Origin of the sequence: Gillisia xinjiangensis (assembly GCF_046298265.1) — a bacterium.
Taxonomy (GTDB): domain Bacteria; phylum Bacteroidota; class Bacteroidia; order Flavobacteriales; family Flavobacteriaceae; genus Gillisia; species Gillisia xinjiangensis.
Genome location: NZ_JBKAHK010000004.1, coordinates 397,998 through 418,830 on the forward strand (window position 1 = coordinate 397,998; position 20,833 = coordinate 418,830).

General features: G+C 38.7%; 18 protein-coding genes. 7 read left to right on the plus strand and 11 right to left on the minus strand.

The genetic code is table 11. From position 1 onward, the window contains the following. Positions 1-50 precede the first annotated feature (50 nt). A complete protein-coding gene (locus tag ACKGJN_RS09285) occupies positions 51-2,102 on the minus strand; it encodes a dipeptidyl-peptidase 3 family protein (RefSeq protein WP_409539211.1) in 2,052 nt (683 codons plus the stop codon). A 90-nt stretch (positions 2,103-2,192) separates the two neighbouring features. Between ACKGJN_RS09285 and ACKGJN_RS09290 the strand changes: the two genes are divergently transcribed. From ACKGJN_RS09290 to ACKGJN_RS09310, 5 genes are all read left to right on the plus strand, one after another. Beyond that, entirely contained in the window at positions 2,193-3,242 is a 1,050-nt protein-coding gene (locus ACKGJN_RS09290) for an SRPBCC family protein (protein WP_409539212.1), read from the plus strand. 3 nt (positions 3,243-3,245) lie between these two features. Next, the gene (gene crcB, locus ACKGJN_RS09295; RefSeq protein WP_409539213.1) at positions 3,246-3,629 is read left to right on the plus strand and encodes a fluoride efflux transporter CrcB; all 384 of its coding nucleotides are present in this window, start codon (positions 3,246-3,248) and stop codon (positions 3,627-3,629) included. A gap of 377 nt (positions 3,630-4,006) precedes the next feature. Continuing rightward, positions 4,007-4,345 (plus strand): P-II family nitrogen regulator, encoded by a 339-nt coding sequence (locus ACKGJN_RS09300; RefSeq protein ID WP_409539214.1) that lies wholly within the window; start codon positions 4,007-4,009, stop codon positions 4,343-4,345. Between the two features lie 30 nt (positions 4,346-4,375). Next, entirely contained in the window at positions 4,376-5,617 is a 1,242-nt protein-coding gene (locus ACKGJN_RS09305) for an ammonium transporter (protein WP_409539215.1), read from the plus strand. Between the two features lie 119 nt (positions 5,618-5,736). After that, positions 5,737-6,831, plus strand: a complete 1,095-nt coding sequence (locus tag ACKGJN_RS09310) for a porin (RefSeq protein WP_409539216.1) — start codon at positions 5,737-5,739, stop codon at positions 6,829-6,831. Positions 6,832-7,401: 570 nt separating this feature from the next. Here the strand turns inward: ACKGJN_RS09310 and ACKGJN_RS09315 are convergent. Both ACKGJN_RS09315 and ACKGJN_RS09320 read right to left on the minus strand, forming a co-directional pair. Further along, positions 7,402-8,805, minus strand: a complete 1,404-nt coding sequence (locus ACKGJN_RS09315; RefSeq protein WP_409539217.1) for a hypothetical protein — start codon at positions 8,803-8,805, stop codon at positions 7,402-7,404. Positions 8,806-8,911: 106 nt separating this feature from the next. Continuing rightward, positions 8,912-9,109: a DUF1328 domain-containing protein gene (locus ACKGJN_RS09320; protein ID WP_409539218.1), complete on the minus strand. Its 198-nt coding sequence runs from the start codon at positions 9,107-9,109 to the stop codon at positions 8,912-8,914. A 314-nt stretch (positions 9,110-9,423) separates the two neighbouring features. Here ACKGJN_RS09320 and ACKGJN_RS09325 point away from each other — a divergent pair, with 314 nt between their 5' ends. Both ACKGJN_RS09325 and ACKGJN_RS09330 read left to right on the plus strand, forming a co-directional pair. Next, positions 9,424-10,698 (plus strand): DEAD/DEAH box helicase, encoded by a 1,275-nt coding sequence (locus ACKGJN_RS09325; RefSeq protein ID WP_409539219.1) that lies wholly within the window; start codon positions 9,424-9,426, stop codon positions 10,696-10,698. Beyond that, positions 10,676-11,584 (plus strand): class I SAM-dependent methyltransferase, encoded by a 909-nt coding sequence (locus tag ACKGJN_RS09330; protein ID WP_409539220.1) that lies wholly within the window; start codon positions 10,676-10,678, stop codon positions 11,582-11,584. The genes ACKGJN_RS09325 and ACKGJN_RS09330 overlap by 23 nt, the downstream gene beginning before the upstream one ends. 334 nt (positions 11,585-11,918) lie before the next feature. Here the strand turns inward: ACKGJN_RS09330 and ACKGJN_RS09335 are convergent, their stop codons facing one another. The 8 genes from ACKGJN_RS09335 to ACKGJN_RS09370 all read right to left on the minus strand — a co-directional run bounded on the left by ACKGJN_RS09335 (position 11,919) and on the right by ACKGJN_RS09370 (position 20,685). Further along, the gene (locus ACKGJN_RS09335) at positions 11,919-12,620 is read right to left on the minus strand and encodes a sulfite exporter TauE/SafE family protein (protein WP_409539221.1); all 702 of its coding nucleotides are present in this window, start codon (positions 12,618-12,620) and stop codon (positions 11,919-11,921) included. A 65-nt stretch (positions 12,621-12,685) separates the two neighbouring features. Further along, positions 12,686-13,132 carry a FixH family protein gene (locus ACKGJN_RS09340; protein WP_409539222.1) on the minus strand — a complete coding sequence of 149 codons (447 nt, stop codon included), beginning with the start codon at positions 13,130-13,132 and terminating at the stop codon, positions 12,686-12,688. 193 nt (positions 13,133-13,325) lie between these two features. Then, positions 13,326-14,741: a cytochrome c oxidase accessory protein CcoG gene (gene ccoG / locus ACKGJN_RS09345; protein ID WP_409539223.1), complete on the minus strand. Its 1,416-nt coding sequence runs from the start codon at positions 14,739-14,741 to the stop codon at positions 13,326-13,328. Positions 14,742-14,769: 28 nt separating this feature from the next. Continuing rightward, the gene (locus tag ACKGJN_RS09350) at positions 14,770-15,654 is read right to left on the minus strand and encodes a cbb3-type cytochrome c oxidase N-terminal domain-containing protein (protein ID WP_409539224.1); all 885 of its coding nucleotides are present in this window, start codon (positions 15,652-15,654) and stop codon (positions 14,770-14,772) included. After that, positions 15,651-15,836 (minus strand): CcoQ/FixQ family Cbb3-type cytochrome c oxidase assembly chaperone, encoded by a 186-nt coding sequence (locus tag ACKGJN_RS09355; protein ID WP_409539225.1) that lies wholly within the window; start codon positions 15,834-15,836, stop codon positions 15,651-15,653. The genes ACKGJN_RS09350 and ACKGJN_RS09355 overlap by 4 nt, the downstream gene beginning before the upstream one ends. Before the next feature lie 12 nt (positions 15,837-15,848). Then, the gene (gene ccoN / locus ACKGJN_RS09360; RefSeq protein ID WP_409539226.1) at positions 15,849-18,032 is read right to left on the minus strand and encodes a cytochrome-c oxidase, cbb3-type subunit I; all 2,184 of its coding nucleotides are present in this window, start codon (positions 18,030-18,032) and stop codon (positions 15,849-15,851) included. A 2-nt stretch (positions 18,033-18,034) separates the two neighbouring features. Beyond that, positions 18,035-18,229: a cbb3-type cytochrome oxidase assembly protein CcoS gene (ccoS, locus tag ACKGJN_RS09365; protein ID WP_409539227.1), complete on the minus strand. Its 195-nt coding sequence runs from the start codon at positions 18,227-18,229 to the stop codon at positions 18,035-18,037. 77 nt (positions 18,230-18,306) lie between these two features. Next, entirely contained in the window at positions 18,307-20,685 is a 2,379-nt protein-coding gene (locus ACKGJN_RS09370) for a heavy metal translocating P-type ATPase (RefSeq protein ID WP_409539228.1), read from the minus strand. Positions 20,686-20,833: the final 148 nt, after the last annotated feature.

Genomic DNA, 20,833 nt, shown 5'->3' on the forward strand with positions numbered 1-20,833 from the left:
AAAAAACCTTATCGAATCGATAAGGCTTTTTAAATAAATAACAGCTCCGTCTAGTTATTGGACATTGCCGGTTCTTCTATAAGTAAAAAGTTAAACCGATTAGTATATTGCAGCATTTGAGTTGCAAAATCCTTTGGATGTTCAATGTTGATGGAAATAATCTCTCCCTGATCATCCATTTCAGGAACCAATTCCGGATTTACAAAACCGCTGTAAGGCGGTGATTTAAATTGTGCATTTCTTTCCAGAACTTCCTTGTGAATCGCCTGATCTACTTTCACCCCGTAATTCTCTACCAGGTTTTGTGCAGCATCATAATCCCCTTCAGATTTTATTCGCTGAGTTTCTTTCAACAATTCCCCGAACAATTCACGTAACCTGTCATAGTTTTTAATGTCGTAATAGGTTTTTCCATCTCTGGAAACCTTTTTGATAACCCCTTCCTCAGTTCCTATTTCAAAAACCCAGGCACTAACCCACTGGCGGTTTCGCATATGAGATTCTTCAACATTATCACCCAATTCCAGTCTTCTTAGCTGGGTCATCAACCCGTTTCTAATATACCCGTCATAAGCGGCCATTCCGGTTTTCTTCCAATCATCGGTCAATCCTAATTCCTGAATTTTTGGATCCATCAGGTAATAAAGTCCAACAAGATCGGCTCTTCCTTCTTCCATGGTAGAAGCATAACTTTTTAAGGTTTCTTTGGTCTCTCCAACACCGGGATTGATTTTTCCGGAAGCATGGCCAACCACTTCGTGAAGTGCTGTATGAAGTTTATCGCCTTCCTTTCCATATTCCTTCTCTAATTTAATTTCCTCTTCATCGTGCGCAAATTCTTCCAGGACTCCGCTGCTCCCTGCATTATCATAAGCTTCAATGATATTTCCAAGGGAAACAGATTTACTTCCATGAGCCTGGCGTATCCAGTTTGAGTTAGGAAGGTTCACCCCAATTGGAGTACTTGGAGATGCATCTCCGGCTTCCCCGGCAACGATCACGGTTTTATAGGTTACCCCTACAACCGAATCCTTTTTGTGTTCTTCCATCAAAGGAGCATTGTCTTCAAACCACTGAACATTGTCTTCCAGAACGCTCATTTTTTCAGACATTTCAAAATCCTTTATCTGCACTATATTTTCATAGGAACCTCTGTATCCTAAAGGATCATTGTAGACTTCAATAAAACTGTTTATGTAATCTATATTGCCTTCGGTTGCTTCTACCCAGGCCACGTTATAATCATCCCAGGTTTTAAGATCTCCGGTTTTATAATATTCAATAAGCAGGCCCAGCGCTTTTCCTTGTTGCTCATTTTCAGTCACCGTTTCAGCTTTTTCAAGCCATTTGATGATCTCATCTATTGCAGCACCGTACATTCCGCCACTTTTCCATACTTTTTCCACCAACTTGCCATTTTCTTTTACCAACTTGGAATTAAGTCCGAAAGAAAGTGGTTTTAGCGGATCCGGGGAAGTTTTCGTTTTATAGAATGCTGCAGCTTCAGCAGCCGTAACATCTTCTCCGTAAAAATTGATGGCCGATCCTTCAAGAAGTCCTAAAGATTCATCCAGATTTACCTTTTTGGCATCTTTATCATTAAAGATAACCTCAAAAGCTTCTCCGGAAAGTTCAGTCCCTGTTTCAGATAAAAGCGTTTCAAAATACTCTTTGCTGAATTCTGGTTTTAATTTGGCATTCGAATAATGATGATGAATTCCATTAGAGAACCATACTCTTTTTAAATAGATCTCAAAATTTTTCCAGTCTTCAGAATTTTTATCGCCTTCATAATTCTGATAGATATTTTCCAAAGCACCCCTTATGGCAAGGTTATGCCTGTAATTCTGGTCCCACATAATATCACGTCCGGCAAGTCCGGCCTGTACCAGGTAATAAACAAGTTTTTGTTCTTTTAAGGTAAGATCTTCCCAACCCGGAATTTGGTATCGCAGGATCTTGATATCTGCAAATTCTTCCACATTGTAGTTGAATTCCGATTCAACAACAGCTTCTTCAGCAGATGTGTCTTTATTTTCATCCTTGCATGAAAACAGAAGGGTTGATGCCAATAGCAGCATCCATAATGAATTGAGTTTCATATTCGGTATATTTATTTTACCGCAAATGTACTAATTAGCATCCTGTAAAATACCTATATTAGCCAAAGGAATCTTAAAACCCCCGTTTTGATGAAAATTTTAAAATATTTATTCTTTCTAATTTTAATTGTAATTATTGCAGGTGCCATTTATATTGCCACCAAGGACGGAAAGTATCAAATTGAAGAAAGCATTATTATTGAAGCGCCGGTACCGGTTGTTTTTGAAGAGGTAAATAATTTTCAAAACTGGGAAAACTGGGGTCCCTGGGCAGATGATACCGATGATATGATCCTCACCTATTCCGATATTACCAGAGGAAAAGACGCTGCCTATTCCTGGAAAAGTGAGAAAGAGGGAGATGGGGAAATAAAAACAACAGCGATAACTCCAAATTCCGCTTTAGAACAGGATCTCACCTTTATTTCGAAATACGGAGAAACTCATAGTAAGATTAACTGGGAATTCGAAGAATTGGAGGAAGGGACAAAAGTTACCTGGGGAATGCAGGGAGAGCAAAGTTTTATGGAAAAACTCGCATTTAACTTTATGGATCAATCTTTTTCAGAATTAATGCGGCCAATGTTTCAGGAAGGTCTTGAAAACCTGAAAAGAGAGGTGAAAAATAAATTGGATGTTTACTCTATCAATGTAGATGGAATTACAACACATGGCGGTGGTTTTTATATGTATACTACCACAGCTTCAAAAATCGATCAGATTCCGGAGAAAATGCAAAAAATGTATATCCAGGTTCGCAATTATATGGAATCCAATAACATCAGTATTTTAGGAAAACCCTTTGTTCTTTACAATCAATGGGATGAAGCAAATAATTCTGCGATCTATTCGGTAGGGGTTTTTACACCCAGCCTGGTGATCACTCCCAATGACAGCAGTGTTCTTAATGGGATGATGCCGGTTCAAAAAGTTGTAAAAACCACATTGATTGGAGATTATAAGTATCTAAGGGGAGCCTGGGATCGTGCAGGTAATTATATTGCAGAAAACAATTTACAAGCCTCGGAAACCGGACAGGCCTTTGAATTTTATAAAATAGGACCTGAGGACAATCCAAACCCTGCGAACTGGATAACCGAGATCTACATCCCTTTAGCCGGGGAAATGGAACAGAATTAGATTATGAAAGTTTTATTGATGGTTTTTTTGGGAGGGGGACTTGGAAGCAGCTTGAGATACCTGATTTCAAAATATTTGAATGAGGCCTCCTATTCCAGTTCTATTGCAATTCCACTTGGAACATTTACCGTGAACTTCGTGGGAAGTTTGCTGCTGGGTCTTATCCTTGGCCTTGCACTTAAAAATAATTCGCTTTCCGGCAATGCTTTACTTTTTCTTGCAACCGGTTTTTGCGGAGGCTTCACTACTTTTTCTGCTTTTGCTTTTGAAAATCAGGAATTGCTTAAATCTGGCGATTATCTTCATTTTGCCATTTATACTTTAGGAACACTTATCCTGGGTTTTTCGGCTATTTTCGTCGGACTATATTTCTCTAAATTGGTTTAATTTTTTTTAATCTCACTTCGTAAATTTAAATATTCCACTATCCTTTTTTCATCTCTTTCCGAAGGAAAACAACTGCTTTTTTCAACCTGAAAACCCAGCCTTTTTTTTCTGAAAAACCTCCTTAATTTCTTTTTCCAGCTTTTTTTCAACCAGTTTCAATAAAAATTGGCTGCAATATCCCTCATTTCAATTTTCAGGAATTAAAAAATCAGCTAATTTTTTACATTATAATAAAAATACATCGTTTTCAAAAATCAACCCCTAAAAAATTAGGGGTTAATTTTTTAAAATTGATATATTTCACTACTTACCCCCTATTTTTATACCCCTGTAATGATAATTTTATATATTTACCAAAATCGAAAACTCAAAATATTATGAAAAAAATTGAGGCTATTATCAGAAAGTCAAAATTTGAAGAAGTAAAAAAGGGGCTCCATGACATTGGTGTCAATTTTTTCAGCTACTGGGATGTTACCGGAGTTGGTAATGAAAAACAGGGACATGTATATCGTGGAGTTTCCTACAGCACAACCGATATACAACGAAGATTGGTCTCCATAGTTATATCTGACGATTTTCTGGATAAAACACTGCAGGTAATTTTTAAAACCGCTTACACAGGAGCGGTGGGAGATGGCAAGATATTTATTTCAACCATAGAAGAAGCCTACAGGATACGAACCCAGGAAGGTGGAACAGACTCCTTAAACTAAAATTATTAAACTCAACTAAAACCAATTAAAATGGAAGTACTTACAATTAACAATGTGTGGATGATGTTATGCACTGCATTGGTATTCTTTATGCACCTTGGATTTTCTCTTTTGGAAGTTGGCCTCACACGTCAAAAAAATGCGATAAACATCCTGTTCAAAAATGTATTTATAATCTGTAGCGGTCTTTTGATCTACAGTTTGATAGGGTTTAACCTCATGTACCCTGCATCTTTTCTTTATGGGATTATCCCCGATTATTTTTTAGGCCTTTTTGGCATACAGGCTCCTATGGTAGAGGGGTTTTTGGATCTCACCTATAATGAAGGCTACACCTTTTATACCGATTTTCTTTTCCAGGGAATGTTTGCTGCAACGGCGGCTACTATAGTTTCCGGAGCGGTGGCGGAAAGAATTAAACTTAGCAGTTTTATGATTTTTGCGATGGTATACCTTGCTATCGTTTATCCTATTGCCGGATCCTGGAAATGGGGAGGTGGCTTTTTAGATGAATTAGGATTTTATGATTTCGCAGGCTCAACACTTGTTCACTCTGTAGGTGGTTGGGCAGCCCTGATAGGAATTTATCTGTTGGGAGCACGGCTTGGCAAATTTGACAAAAATGGGATTTCTCAGGCAATTCCAGGTCACAACATTCCCCTTGCAACTGCCGGTGTATTTATTCTATGGCTTGGTTGGTTTGGATTTAATGGAGGTTCTGTCCTCTCTGCCGATCCATCCTTAACCTCTATCACGCTGGTTACAACCTGTCTTGCAGCAGCAGCTGGTGGAATTTCGGCATTCCTGTTCTCTACCTTCCGATATAAAAATTATGATCTTACCATGTTTTTAAATGGAATTTTAGGAGGACTGGTAGGTATTACCGCAGGAGCCGATCAAATGTCACCAACCGATGCGGTATTGATAGGCTTGGTGTCAGGGGTAATAATCGTTCTGGGGGTTGCGCTTATAGATAAGTTAAAACTGGACGATCCTGTGGGAGCTGTTCCGGTACACCTTATATGCGGAATCTGGGGAACCCTGGCAGTAGGGATTTTTGGTAACCTGGCAGGATGGGATCAATTTTTCAAGCAGCTGGCGGGCGTTGGAGTAATTGGTGCTTTCTGTTGTATTTCAGCCCTTCTTATTTTTTATACGATCAAGTCAACTTTAGGCCTGAGAATGGATGGCCTAAGCGAAACCGAAGGCCTGGATCTTCATGAACATGGAATGGATGCCTATGCAGAATTTGGGGTAATCCAGGAAAAGTAATTTACGAATGCATTCAAAGGAATAAAAAAGGAGCGCTTGGCGGAGCGCTCCTATAAAGTAATTCTTATCAATCAAAGACCAGTTCAACTCTTTTCAATTAATTAAACACAGCTTTTATCATGATTAAAATCACCACTACAAATATCCGAAAAATTTTAATTATTCTGTGCCTCGGATTTTCAATTAATCCTCTATTGGCACAAGAATCTGAAGGAATAGCAGGATTTATTTCGAAATTCAGTATTCAGGGCTCTGTAGACACCTATTTTAGAACAAATTTCAACGGCCTCAATAAATTTGAATATGATGAGAATGAAAACATCATAGGTTCACCACAGGCTCCTGCCACCTCTTTTGCGAATGATCCCGGATTTGCCCTGGGAATGGCTAATGTGATCTTAGGCTATGAAGGGGAAAAAGTTGGTTTTGTAGCCGATCTGGTTATAGGGCCACGAGGTGAAGACGCCGTTTTTCTTTCAGGACCTTCCACAAACCTGGTAAACCAACTTTATGTATACTATAATGTAAGTGAAAAACTAACCCTGACCCTGGGAAATTTTAATACTTTTCTTGGATATGAAGTTATCTCCCCTGTTGGAAATTTCAATTATTCCACTTCCTATATGTTCTCTTACGGCCCTTTCTCACATACGGGTTTGAAAGCCGATTTTTCATTCTCTGATAACTGGAGCGGAATGCTGGCGATTATGAACCCCACAGACTGGACAGAATTTGATCCTTTTGGACTATACTCTTTTGGTGGACAACTAGGGTATTCAACGGATTCCGGAAGCGCATTTTTAAATGTACTTTACGGGGAACAGGCTCCCAATACTTCTGCCACATTTCAAATAGATCTTACTACGGGATGGGATATAACAACTGTATTTTACCTTGGCCTGAATACAACTTATTCTTCCAATGGCGAAGGTTTTTACGGCGCGGCATTATATCCACAGTTTAAAACCTCTGAAAATTTTGCTCTTGGACTTAGAGCTGAATATTTTGAGGAAATGAAAGATGGTGGTCCGGTTTACGGTGCAGGTGTAAAAACCTATGACTTCACCCTTACAGGAAATTACACGGTTGGCAGTCTTAGCATAAAACCGGAACTAAGACTGGACAGCGTTTCTGAAGATGTTTTTGTAAACACCAATCTGCTGCCAACAAACAAGCTTTCTTCATTTATTCTGGCTGCAGTTTATGCTTTCTAATTTCGGTATGAAAAGGAAAAAAAACCACAGCGGGATTTAACCCTTAAGAAATTTTGTGAATTTCATCTCAAAATTAAAGCTAGCCAAAATTCATCTGATTTTGGCTAGCTTTAATTTTTTTACATTGTTGTCCGGAAAACATTTATGTGAAAGCTGAAAGAACTTATTCATTGGGCATTCCATTGGTATTTGCAATAAACAAAATGCTTATCCGTTTAGAAATCTAGACAGTCTTTGTCGAAGGGTCATACAAAACGTCTCGACTCCGCTCCTTTAGACGTGACACTTTTAGTTCAATTTTGCCTTTTGGGTCTCTTAAAGGATATACAATAAACAAACCTTACTTTTTTGAATTTTTCTTTTATATAGAAAATTAAAGTGTTTTGATAAACAAAAAATATAACTCAATGTTTATCAGCTAATTAAAATCGAGTCTTTTTTCTTGGTTCTTGCAGTTACACCGAAGGCTGAACGATCTTGGCTCTTTACCGTAAATTACTGATTTTTATAAGATCCATAGAATATTTCAAACCTATATAAAAAGAAGGAAAAGGCCTTAAGCACCTACGCTTAAAGATCATAGAATTTAGATTCCCCAAGATATTTTTTAATAAGGGAATTATATTCGGGGCTTAACTTAAGATCTAAGGTTCCGGGAATATCATATAATGCTTCCATTTCCTTATACCCGGTTTTCAACAAATCTTCAAGGTATAGCATCGCCATTTCATAATCCCCATCCCGGGCACTTAATGATATGATATTTTTATATCCTTCGGGATTTTGTTTATCAAAAATAGTTTGTAAAACAGCGGTAAAGATCAATGGATCTATGGATGCTCCAGCCTGTGATAAGGAAGCATAATAACTACTGGTAAGGGATGCAAGAAAACCCTGCAGGCGGTAAGCCATTTCAGCTTCGGCCATATTTTTACCATCCTGGTATTTTTTTAATTCAACCAGTTGCTGACTCCACCAGGGAATGTTTTCGAAATTTGCTAAAGCTACATCTTCTTCAAAATAATAGGAATATTCTTCTTTTTTCCAATTCTCTAAAACCAAAGCATTATTATATTCCTTTTTTTGCTGGCGGTAAAGGGTATTCCTGCGAAGTTCCTTTTGCAAACTTTTTAACTCATCCTTTTTGTTATAAAGTGCATATTTATCTTCCATAAACTCCAGCATCTCGTACGACTTATAAAACTGCATAGTTCTACGTAAGCGTTCGGCTTCTTCAAGTTCAGCCTGGTATAATGATTCCACCAACTCAGGATTTCCCGGTTTAAATCCCCTTTCTATTGCCTGAAGCGTGAAACTCCCCAGGGCTCTTGATATCAATTGAGTACCGGGCCATTCGTGAAATCCGTTAAATGTATATAAGGAAGCAGGATGATTATTTCTTCTGAAAAATTCAACTGCTTCTTCTAAATTATAAATACGAAAATCATTATATCCGGAAATCCCAATAAAGGAAAACCGGTTAACTTTTTTTAACAAATCGCGATTCAACCAGGACCCCCCTGCTGCCATTACGCCCTGAACATTTGATACAACTGCCGGGATCGCGCTTGCGACTTCAGCACCTTCAGCATAACCAGCGGTATAAATTCTATTTTGATCTAAAGGAAAAAAATTGAATGCAGTAATCATCATTCTATTAGCCACTTCCAGATTTTTCAGAAGGGAATCCTTCGCTACAATATTATTGGATGCTATTATTATATATCCCTGCTCTTCGGCACCATGGCTGAAAAGTTGTGCTGCAGACTTTCCTCTACCCTGCGGCTCAAAAACAAATACAACCGGCCAGATAGTATCGTTGGAATAAGATTTTGGCAGAAAGAGAGAAAAAGTTTCAGAAATACTATCGTTCACTTTCAGGCTGTCTACCACTATTCCTTTTTTTAAAGTGAGTTCCTGAGCAGCACCATTCAAGGTGAAAAATAGCAGTAAAAAAGAAATATATCTCAGCATTTTTAAAAGTTTAAATAACCATATAAAGTTAGGTTATTAGCCTTAAATAAAAAAGACCCCTATATAGATAGAGGTCTTGATCGTTTCAATAAATATAGATGTTGGGCTATTTTTTAACTTTTATCAACCTCATTTTATCCAGACCAGGGAAAAAGAATTTAGAGATTAGGGAGACTATAAGTAAATCTGCAAATATCAGGAATAGCACTCTTACTGCTGTAATCCCATAATAAGTCATTCCTGCAAAGCCTAATATTCCCGTCACCACTGTCATTATTAGGAAAACTAACATATATTTTTTCATCGTAATTTTATTTTTTGTCAAAGATAGTTACATACTAGTCGTACAATTACTAAACAAATTACAATTGATTAAAATTTAACTAAAATTTTATTTTTTAAAAATAAATAATCGATTACCCCCAGTAATTTCAGGGGGTACTTTAAAGAAAAAACAACAAAATTTAAATGAAATGCCGGGAGAATAAACCCGTATTTAAGGTTAAATAATAAAGCACTATCTTTGCAGCCGGTTGCCATCTTCTCCAACAAGGCAACAATTTTACACTTAGCCTGCCCGTGAAATATTCAAAACGGCGCAGCATTTACATTTAATACATGACATTTAACGATTTAGAATTAACTGAACCATTGCAAAAAGCGGTTCAAAAAGTAGGATATACAAGCCCTACCCCCATACAACAACGATCTATTCCCGCCATATTAAGCGGCCGGGATATTTTAGGTTGCGCACAAACAGGAACAGGAAAAACAGCAGCTTTCTCCATTCCCACCATTCAATTATTGAATAGAAGTAATTTAAGCAAAAACGGAAGAAAGGTAAACATTAAGAGTTTGATCCTTACTCCTACCCGGGAACTGGCTATTCAAATAGGTGAAAGCCTTTCAGATTACGGCCATTTTAGCCAGCTCAAGCACCTGGTGATTTTTGGCGGAGTTTCTCAACATTCACAGGTCCAGGCATTAAAAAACGGTGTGGATATTTTGGTTGCAACTCCGGGAAGACTTTTGGACCTTATGGATCAAGGCTATATCTCCCTGTCCCAATTGGAAATTTTCACTTTAGATGAGGCCGACAGGATGCTGGATATGGGATTTGTGCACGATGTTAAAAAAGTGATCAAAAAGATCCCGGTAAAAAGACAAACCTTATTTTTCTCGGCAACCATGCCGGATGCGATTATGGATTTGGCCAACAGCATACTTACCAATCCTTTAAAAGTAGAAGTTACTCCGGTGGCATCTACGGCAGAATTGATTCAGCAGGAATTATATCTTATAGACAAGACCAATAAAAAGAAATTATTGATCGACTTGCTGAAAGATTCCGATGCCGACAGAGTTTTGGTATTTACAAGGACCAAACACGGAGCGAATAAAGTGGTGAAAGACCTTATTAGCGCCGGAATTAAATCGGAAGCTATTCACGGAAACAAAACCCAGAATGCCCGACAAAAGGCCTTAAAGAATTTTAAAGATAAAACCACCCGTGTCCTGGTTGCAACTGATATTGCCGCCCGTGGAATAGATATCGACGATCTTGCATTGGTTATCAATTTTGAGGTTCCCAACATTGCTGAAACCTATATTCACCGGATTGGACGTACAGGTCGTGCAGGAGCCAGCGGAAAAGCCATCTCCTTCAGTGATTTCGAGGAAAAAGCATATATAAAGGACATTCAGAAACTGATGGATCAAAAAATACCTGTTGTTGATGGACATGAATATCCTATGCAATATTTTGAAATTCCGGAGAAAAAACCTCAGGGCAGAAGACCGGCCAGAAACCCTTCTAAAAAATCCAACACCTCAAGATCAAATACCGGAAAAACATCAAACCGTAGTAATTTTGGGCGATCAGGAAACAAATAAGGGACATTCTGTAAATTATTTTGGCGATTACCGTGATTTCTGGTGGAATAAAGCCTTCCTGGATCTCACGGCTAAGCGGCTCGAGCTTCAAAAATATACCTCGATGCTGGATGTAGGTTGTGGCCAGGGACACTGGACCCGCATTCTTGCTCCATATTTAAATAAAAATTCAGAAATCACCGCGGTAGACAGCGATCCGCGGTGGTATTCTGAAAACCCGGAACTCGAAAATTATTTCAGGAATGTGGGAATGCCATTCAGCTTAAAAAAAGCAGATGCACAGGACCTCCCTTTTCAGGATAACAGCTTCGATTTTGTGACTTGCCAAACAGTATTGATCCACGTTTCCGATCCCCAGAAAGCCCTGGAAGAAATGAAACGGGTCCTGAAACCCGGAGGCACACTGCTTTGTGTGGAACCCAACAATATAGTTCAAAGCCTCACCAAAACTTCACTCACCAAAAATGATTCCATCGAGGAGACGCTGGATCATATAAAATACCGGCTTATTATTGAAAAAGGGAAGCGAAATTTAGGTCAGGGAGATAATTCCATTGGAGATCTTTTACCCGGAATGTTCGCTATGGAGGACTTTAAAAGTATCGAAGTACGACTCTCAGACAAAGCGATAGCGATGTACCCTCCTTACGATAATGAGGAACAAATGGCGACTATAGAACAATGGATGAAAGGCAGCTCCTGGACTTCGGGAAATCGTAAAGACATTGATTACTTCAGCGCAGCAGGAGAAAAATATATGCCTTTTTACTTTGAGTATCAGGGAAAATATGCCCGAAGGGACGAACATGTAATGGGTGCATTACAAAGGGAACAGTACCACGCAGGTGGTGGTTCTATGATGTATCTTGTAAGTGGGATTAAGTGATAATTCAGGGGTTTTTATCCTTTTTTAGCATCATTGTTGTCCGGTAAACATTTTTATTAAAGCTATAACCACATCTTCATTGGGCATTCCAATATGATTTTTAGATACAGATCTTGCTTTTATAAATCTTTTAATTATCCTGATAATTAAAAAAACCCGGCGTAGGCCCACGAGGTAAGAATTAGAAAATACTTTTAAAAATTTGGGGCAAGCCTCAATGAGAGATTAAGGTGTTCTAAAAAAATAGGAATTATAACTAAATGTTTCAGTTAATTAAAATTAAGTCTTGGTCTTGATTCTTACAGTTACGCCAAAAACGGAACAATCTTGATTCTTAATGACATTCTATATTGGAAGAAACCAGTTCCACAGCTGGTTTTGGTGAAATATACGGAATCCCGAGACCAAGCCCGCGGACAATAAACAAAAGCCCTGTAATCACCACAAAAACAGGAATTAGCTTTCTAACTTTTTGGCGGGCTTTATCTTTTATGAAGGACATAAAGTAAATACTTGTGGTCATTAAAGGAACAGTCCCTAATCCAAAAACCATCATATACAAACTGCTCTCCAAAATTCCTCCAGATGCCACGGCAGCAAAAACAGCTATATATATAAGTCCGCAGGGTAAAAATCCATTGAGAAACCCAATGGTAAAAAAAGTATCGGCCGATTTCTTTTTCAGCGATTTTCCGAGTGCACTTTTCACCTTCCCTACAGCTGAATAAAAATATTTGGATAAATTGTATTTCTGAAAAGTCTTTGTGGGAAGCAGGATTAATAGAATCATAAGAACGCCAACTGCTATTGAGAGTTGTTGCTGTAATCCGAAGAGGGAAAAACCTTTCCCCATAAAACCGAATACCATTCCAATGATCCCATAAGTAAAAATCCTGCCAAAATGATAACTGCTTATTTGAAGGGCTTTTTTAAAGTTATTACTCCTGTCCACCGGCAACATAAATGCAATGGGACCACACATTCCAATACAATGCAGGCTACCTAAAAGTCCCAATATTAAAGCTGAAAAAAGCATATATCTAATGGTTTTAAGAATCAAAAACCTCCGGGCAAGCCCACAGTATTAATTGGAAAATACTTTTAAAAAGTGATTTTCTTTTTGGTGATATAGTTTTTTCCATCGTATTCCCACCGTACACTAACATCCCACCTGCCCTGAACTAAAAACTCCTTAGAAATAAACATCTCCCTGTCATTTATAAGAATTTTTCTGGTGAAATCCAGGCCTTTGCCTGATGGTCTGTAGAACGTTACAAGTCCACCGATTTTTAATGTTCCTTCTTCCACAGGGAAATGAATAAGCACGCCATCCTTGGTTGAGGTAATTACCACATTTTCAGCAAGTGCATTTGCGTCTTTTTCAGCATTTAACTCATCCTGGAAACCCACTTCCTGTTTATAGTATTCTTCAACAACCAAATCGTATTCGTATTTCTCATCTGTAAACATCAAATACACAAAACTTAAAATAAATGTGATAAATGCAACAAAAGCAATAACAACTCCAACTCCCCAATTAATTTTCATATGTGTTTTTTTTAATGGTTTCCCGATAGCTATCGGGAGTAATTCGCATACCTTAATAGGTGTTTGTATCGAATTTCCGTTATGCTCATTTCATATGTAGATTCTTATTGTTTTTCATCAGACATATGTAATTCGCATATTTTCATCGGTGTTTGCATCGAATTTCCGTTATGCTCATTTCATCTTTATTTTTTTAATTATAACTTCTTGGCCCCAAAAAAGTGGTGGTGGTAGTTTCAATAAGTTCATTATTACTGTAAATCCCAATTTTCACTCTCTCTTTTTCACCTTCCAGCGCCGAAGGGTTTATCTCTATAAATAAAGTTCCCTTAGAAAGACCTTGTGCCGGGATCGATAAATCCTGATGACCTACCAGAGCTATGCTCCCTGTATGAGATAATAGTTTAAATTGCACTGAGTCTATATCTATTGAAGTCTTATTTATTATTTTATAGGTGTATACATTGCTTATCAGGTCATTTTGTGTGGTGTCATATAATTGCCCCGGAAGCCTTAACACATTGGCCTGAACATCATTCCGAAGAAAAAGCATCCCTGTCAATACTCCCATAAGTATGAAAAGCACCGCCGCATAGCCCTTTAACCTGGGTGTGAATTTGAACTTTTCTTTTTTGACGATTTCATCTTCACTGGCAAAACGAATGAGGCCCTTGGGCAAGTCTACTTTTTCCATGATGGAATCGCATTCGTCGATACAAGCTGTACAGTTAACGCACTCCAATTGAGTTCCATTCCTTATATCAATTCCTGTAGGACACACATTCACGCATTGAAAACAATCAATACAGTCTCCGTATCCTTTTTCTTTACGATCTTCTCCTTTTCTGAATAATTTTCTGCCATGTTCAGCTTCTCCTCTTTTATGATCGTAGGCTACTACAATAGATTTATTATCCAGCAAAACCCCCTGAAGCCTTCCATAAGGACAGGCAATAATACAAACCTGTTCCCGGAACCAGGCAAAAATAAAATAGAATACTCCGGTAAATATCAGAAGAGAAATAAGGGTGCTTACATTTTCGAACGGGCCTTCTGCAATAAATTTCAGCAGTTCATCACCTCCTATGAAATAGGCTAAAAAAACATTGGCAATAAGAAAGGAAATAATAAAAAATATAGACCACTTTAAACCGCGTTTAGTGATCTTCTCTTTGTTCCAGGGCATTTTCTCGAGTCTTATCTGTTTTCCCCTGTCTCCTTCAATGGCATATTCTATTCTTCTAAAAACCATTTCCATAAAGATGGTTTGCGGGCAAATCCAACCGCAGAATATCCTTCCGAAGGCCACAGTAAAAAGGGTGATAAATACCACACCAATGATCATGGAGATCACAAAAAGATAAAAATCCTGAGGCCAGAACGGAAATCCAAAAATATTAAATTTGCGTTCCAGAACGTCAAATAACAAAAACTGATTACCATTTACCTTTATAAAAGGAGCCGCGAACAAGAAAACAAGAAGGAAATAGCTTACCCATTTTCGGTATTTATAAAGCGTGCCACTAGGTTTTTTAGGAAATACCCATTTGCGCTTTCCTTCATCATCCAGTGTTCCTATTGTATCTCTAAAATTCTCGTTGGCCTGCATGTACTCTTCTTAAAATATCATTTAAAATCTATTCCTGCCCAACTACAAATAATTCCCCTTCAGCCTCTTTTGGATCGGGCGGGTTTGAACCGTGCAAACTCAAAATATAACTCGCTACCTGGGCCATTTCCAATGGTTTAAGATCCTGTTTCCAGGAAATCATACCTTTTCCGGGCCTTCCTCCTTCAGAAATCACGGTATAAACCCCTGCAATATCACCATCAATAATCCAATAATCATCGGTTAAATTTGGTCCTATTCCTCCACCCCCATCGGCACGGTGACAGGCGACACAATTCACATTATAGATTTTGCTTCCGGCGCTTAGATCGGCTTCATCTGTTAAAAGGGCGACGGTGCTTGCATCTATTAGATCTGGTGCATTTTTCTTGTATTCTTCAATTTCAACTCTTGCCTGGGCAACTTCAGCCTGATATTCCTCTGCCTGGGTAGCACCGTCAAATATGTGATAATAGGCCATATAACCAAAAGCGTAGATGATAGTTGCATAAAACCCATATAACCACCAGGGCGGCAACTTGTTATCCAGCTCCCTAATCCCATCATAATCGTGATCCATGATTATCGTACCCTCCTCTTCTATAGGTTTTGTTTTTGTTAAATTAGATCTAAGCTTTTTAAACCAGTTCCTAAACTTCTCTTTTTTTAACAGTTCCTCCTGCAGGTACTTTTCCCGTGCATCTTCTTTAAGCGATTTAAAAAGAACATTTCCCAAAGCAGCTATCGCGATCTCAATAGCCAGCGCTGCGATAAGCACCACTGCAAGGATACCCAGTAAAACAGGGTATTTCATCACCGCTAAACCATCTTCTACAGGAAGCAAATATTCTATAAGCAGGAACGCTATAACCACCAGCGCAGTTACTCTTAAGACAGATATCAATAATTTCATAATTCAGAATCGTTTGAGTTATCTAATGGAATTTGACTTACATTTTCTATGTAGTCCTTTTTGGCTGTGAATACCCATAAAAATAAAACCACGAAGAAAATGAAAAATATAAGAAGTGAAATAATAGGATAGATCTCTATTCCTTCAATACTCTCCATATGGCCTTTTACAAATTTTAGCATAACAGACTGTTTTTATTGTTCGTTAGTGGTGATTTTAATATCGGTTCCAAGTCTTTGAATGTAAGCGATAAGCGCTATAACTTCCCGGTTTCTCATCTCAACAAAGTCGTTTCCGTTCTCCCTGGCATAGGCTTTATCAGCATCATAGGATTTGGCGAAATCGGGATCGCTGTAAAGGTTTTCCTCTATTGCAATTCCTTGTTCCAGCATCCAGGCTTGTGCATTCTTGATATCCTCAGGAGAATAAGGAACCCCTAATTGAACCATTACTTCCATTTTTGTTTCGGTATCCGATTTATCCAATTCATCCTGAATTATCCATTTATAGTTAGGCATGATGGATCCTGATGAAGTACTTTGGGGATCATAAAAGTGGTTAAGGTGCCAGCTGTCGGAATATTTACCGCCAATCCGCATTAAATCGGGTCCGGTGCGTTTACTTCCCCATAGGAACGGATGATCATAAACATATTCCCCGGCTTTTGAATATTCCCCGTAACGTTCTACCTCACTCCTAAAAGGACGGATCATTTGTGAATGACAGCCAACACAACCCTCCCGTATATAAATATCACGACCTTCCAGTTCCAGAGGAGTATAAGGCATTACACTGGAAATGGTTGGGATATTGGATTTCACCATAATAGTTGGCACTATCTGGACAATCCCCCCAATTAAAATTGCAACAGTTGCAAGCAGGGTAAGCTGAACCGGTCTTCGCTCCAACCAGTTATGGAATGCTTCTCCCGCAAGTCTTCTTTTTGGCACTTTTTCAAGCGGAGCAGATTCAGCAAGTTCATCGGTAACTGCGCTTCCGGATCGTATGGTTTGAATAAGGTTATACAACATCACAAATGCACCAACAATATAAAGGGAACCTCCTATTGCCCGCATCCAGTACATAGGGATAATTTCAGAAACCGTTTCCAGAAAGTTTCCATAAACCAGGGTTCCATCCGGATTGAACTGTTTCCACATGGAAGCCTGAACAAAACCGGCAACATACATTGGCAGCGCATAAAGAATTATTCCCAGGGTTCCTATCCAGAAGTGGAAATTTGCCAGACCAATAGAGAATAATTTTGTTTTAAATAATCTTGGAAGCATCCAGTAAATCATACCGAAAGCAAGGAATCCATTCCAGGCAAGCGCACCTACGTGAACGTGCGCAATAATCCAGTCGGTAAAGTGACCAATTGCATTCACGTTTTTAAGCGATAACATAGGGCCTTCAAAAGTTGCCATTCCATAGCCGGTTAGGGCCACCACCATAAATTTCAAGGTGGGATCTGTACGCACTTTATCCCAGGCGCCACGCAAGGTCAATAGTCCGTTGATCATTCCACCCCAGGATGGAAATAATAACATAATTGAAAAAGCTACCCCAAGGTTTTGGGCCCAATCCGGTAATGAGGAATATAATAAGTGATGTGGTCCGGCCCATATATAGATGAAAATGAGGGACCAAAAGTGAATAATAGATAGTTTATAGGAATAAACCGGCCTGTTAGCCATTTTAGGAATGAAATAATACATCAATCCTAAAAAAGGAGTGGTAAGGAAGAATGCAACTGCATTATGGCCGTACCACCATTGCACCAAGGCATCCTGGACTCCGGCATAAACCGAATAACTCTTTAGAAAACCAACCGGAAGCGCTAAACTGTTGAATATATGAAGTACCGCAACCGTAACAAAAGTTGCAAGGTAAAACCAGATGGCCACATAAAGATGCCGTTGCCTTCTTTTTATAATGGTACCTATCATATTTACACCGAATGCGATCCAGACCAAGGCAATTGCAATATCGATTGGCCATTCAAGCTCTGCATATTCCTTAGAAGATGTGTATCCCAGCGGAAGGCTTATTGCTGCAGCCACAATAATCAACTGCCAGCCCCAGAAATTGATATTGCTCAATGCATCTGAAAACATCCTGGCTTTCAGCAATCGTTGCAGGGAGTAATAGATCCCGGCAAAAATCGCATTTCCTACAAAAGCAAAAATCACTGCATTGGTATGCAAAGGCCTTAATCTACCAAAACTCAACCAGGAAACACCATCGGTTAGATTTGGAAACAAAAACAAAAAGGCAAGCAGCAGGCCTACCGACATCCCAACAATACCCCAGAAAATGGTGGCGTACGTAAACTTCTTTACGATCTTATTATCGTAATAAAACTGCTCAATTTCCATACTTAATCTTCTTTATTTTTAGTGGTTGATTTTTTTACAGAGGGGTCTTCTTTCACCATTTCATCTTCAAACAGCATCCTTACAGATGGCGTATAGGTATCATCAAACTGTCCGCTCCTAACAGAAAGAATAAAAAGGATGAAGAATAAAACTGCCACTACAATACTTATAATCAGCAGTATATAAATTACACTCATAATAGTCTGGTTTATCGGTCAAAAGTAAATTAGCAAGTGTTTTCAAAAAATGACCTTCATCATATTTGGGACAATGGTTATTTTAATTTCCGTGACAAAATATTTGTCATTAAGGTGGTAAATACCACCACGCTTATAGAGCTCAAAGGCATAAGAATTGCCGCAACTACAGGCAATAACTGTCCGGTAATTGCGAAATACAAGCCAACGATATTATACAAAAATGAAAGCCCAATACTCATTTTTATGATGTCGCGGGTTCCCTTTGCCGCCCGGATATAGGAATACAATTCCTTAAATTTTGAGGCATCCAGAATGGCATCACAGGCAGGAGAAAACACATTTACATTTTCTGAGATCGCTATACCCACATCGCTTTGCCTTAAAGCTCCGGCATCATTCAATCCATCACCCACCATCATAACTTTATGCCCTAAATCCTGTTGGCTTCGGATGTAATTCAATTTCTCTTCAGGTTTTTGGTTGAAGAAAAATTTGGTTTTTGAAGGAAGTATCTCCTTCAACACAGCAGCTTCGCCGTTATTATCTCCGGAAAGTATCACCAGGTCATATTCCGAAGCAAAATTTTTAAACAATGCCGAAAGTCCGGGCCGGTATTCATTCTGAAATAAAAAGCTGCCTTTATATTCTTCGTTCAGTTTAACGTGCACAGCCGTTTGCAAACCGTTATGCATTTCTCCTGCACTTACAAAAGATGCACTTCCTATTTTTATATGATTAGCTTCAAAATTCGCCTGCATTCCCTGACCTGTGATCTCCTCAAATTCCCGCACTTTTACCAGTTCCCGGCCATTTAAATGTTTGTATAAGGATCGGCTCAACGGATGTCCGGAAGATCGCAATGCCGATTTCAGCATCGATTCTTCAGGAATACTTAAAGAAGTTCCTGTATAGGTTATTAAATTCTTGGTATTGGTTGTGATAGTGCCGGTTTTATCGAAAATCACGGTTTCTATTTTTGCCAGGCGTTCTATGGCCGGGGCATTTTTAAGATAAAACTTAAGTTTTCCAAAGATCCTGAGCATATTCCCCAACGCAAATGGAGCGCTCATCGCCAGGGCACAGGGGCATGCTATAATAAGGATTGCGGTAAAAACATTCATCGCCAGGCTTGGCTCCACCATAAGCCAATAAGAGGTTGAAACAAAAGCGATAATAAGGATAGTTATGGTGAAATATTTACTGATGGTATTGGTAAGCGAGCTAAAGGAATTCTCTTTTTCAGAATCAAAAACCTGGTTGCTCCAAAGCTGTGTAAGATAACTTTGGGAAACGGGTTTTAGGGTTTCAATTTCTATGCTTCCGGAAACCTGTTTCCCGCCGGCATAGATCTTATTTCCCAATTCTTTTTCAACAGGCTCGATTTCCCCGGTTACAAAACTGTAATCTATAAGCGCTTTTCCTTTCATTAAAATAGCATCCACAGGAATCAATTCATCGTTGCGTATTAAAACCCTGTCCCCTTTTGCTATCTTGTTTACCTGAACATTTTCTTCTGAACCGTTCGAATTTATCCTGGTAACAGCAATGGGAAAATAGGATTTATAATCCCGTTCAAATGAAAGAAAGCTGTATGTTTTTTGCTGAAAGAATTTCCCAAGCAACAGGAAAAATACCAGTCCGGTTAAACTGTCAAAAAAACCGCTTCCAAGATCAAAACTTATTTCGATGGTACTGCGCACAAATAAAACAAGGATTCCCAAAGCCAGCGGAACATCAATATTCAGCACTTTTGCTCTTAGCCCTTTGTATGCTGAGATAAAATATCCCGAGGCCGAATAGAAAAAAACCGGAAGTGAAAAAGCAAACATCAGCCACCTAAAAGTGCTTTTATACTGTTCCAGCCAGAATTCCCCAACATCGAAATATTCAGGAAAAGAAAGGAACATCACATTGCCAAATGCAAAGCCAGCAATACCCAGTTTGTAAATTATCGAGCGATCTTTGTGTTTCTTTTCGGTTTCATAATCATCCAGGCTTATATAAGGTGCATAGCCTATTCTGCCCAGCAAAACCGCCAGTTCCTTTAAAGAGATTCTTTCAGAATTAAAAGTAACACGCACGGTTTTCTTCGGAAAATCAACCTGTGAGGCTTTAATGTTTTTGTTGAGTTTATTCAGGTTCTCTAAAATCCAGATGCAGGAACTGCAATGAATATGAGGAATGTAAAGCGTGATTATTTGGGTACCCTCATCATTGAATTCCAAAAGTTTTTCAGCGATAGAAGTGTTGTCAAGAAAATCGTATTTCCCCTCTGTTTCATTAGGACTGGCTCCGGGTGCATGTTGAAGATCGTAGTATCCGGTAAGATCATTTTCAGAAAAAATTTCATAGACGACTTTACAGCCGTTGCAACAAAAGTTTTTTTCATCAAAAACAATTGTTTCAGCTTCACAGGGATCTCCGCAATGAAAACAGCTTGAAATTTCGCTCATCGAATTTTTATTCCGGGCAAAGATAAGCACACAACCAATAAAAAAAAGTGACGATGATCAGATTGGGAGCTAATCTTTCATTTAAGTTGGAAAGTTCAAAGTTAAAAAGTTCAAGGTTCAAGGTTGAAAAGATGTCCATGCTAAATGT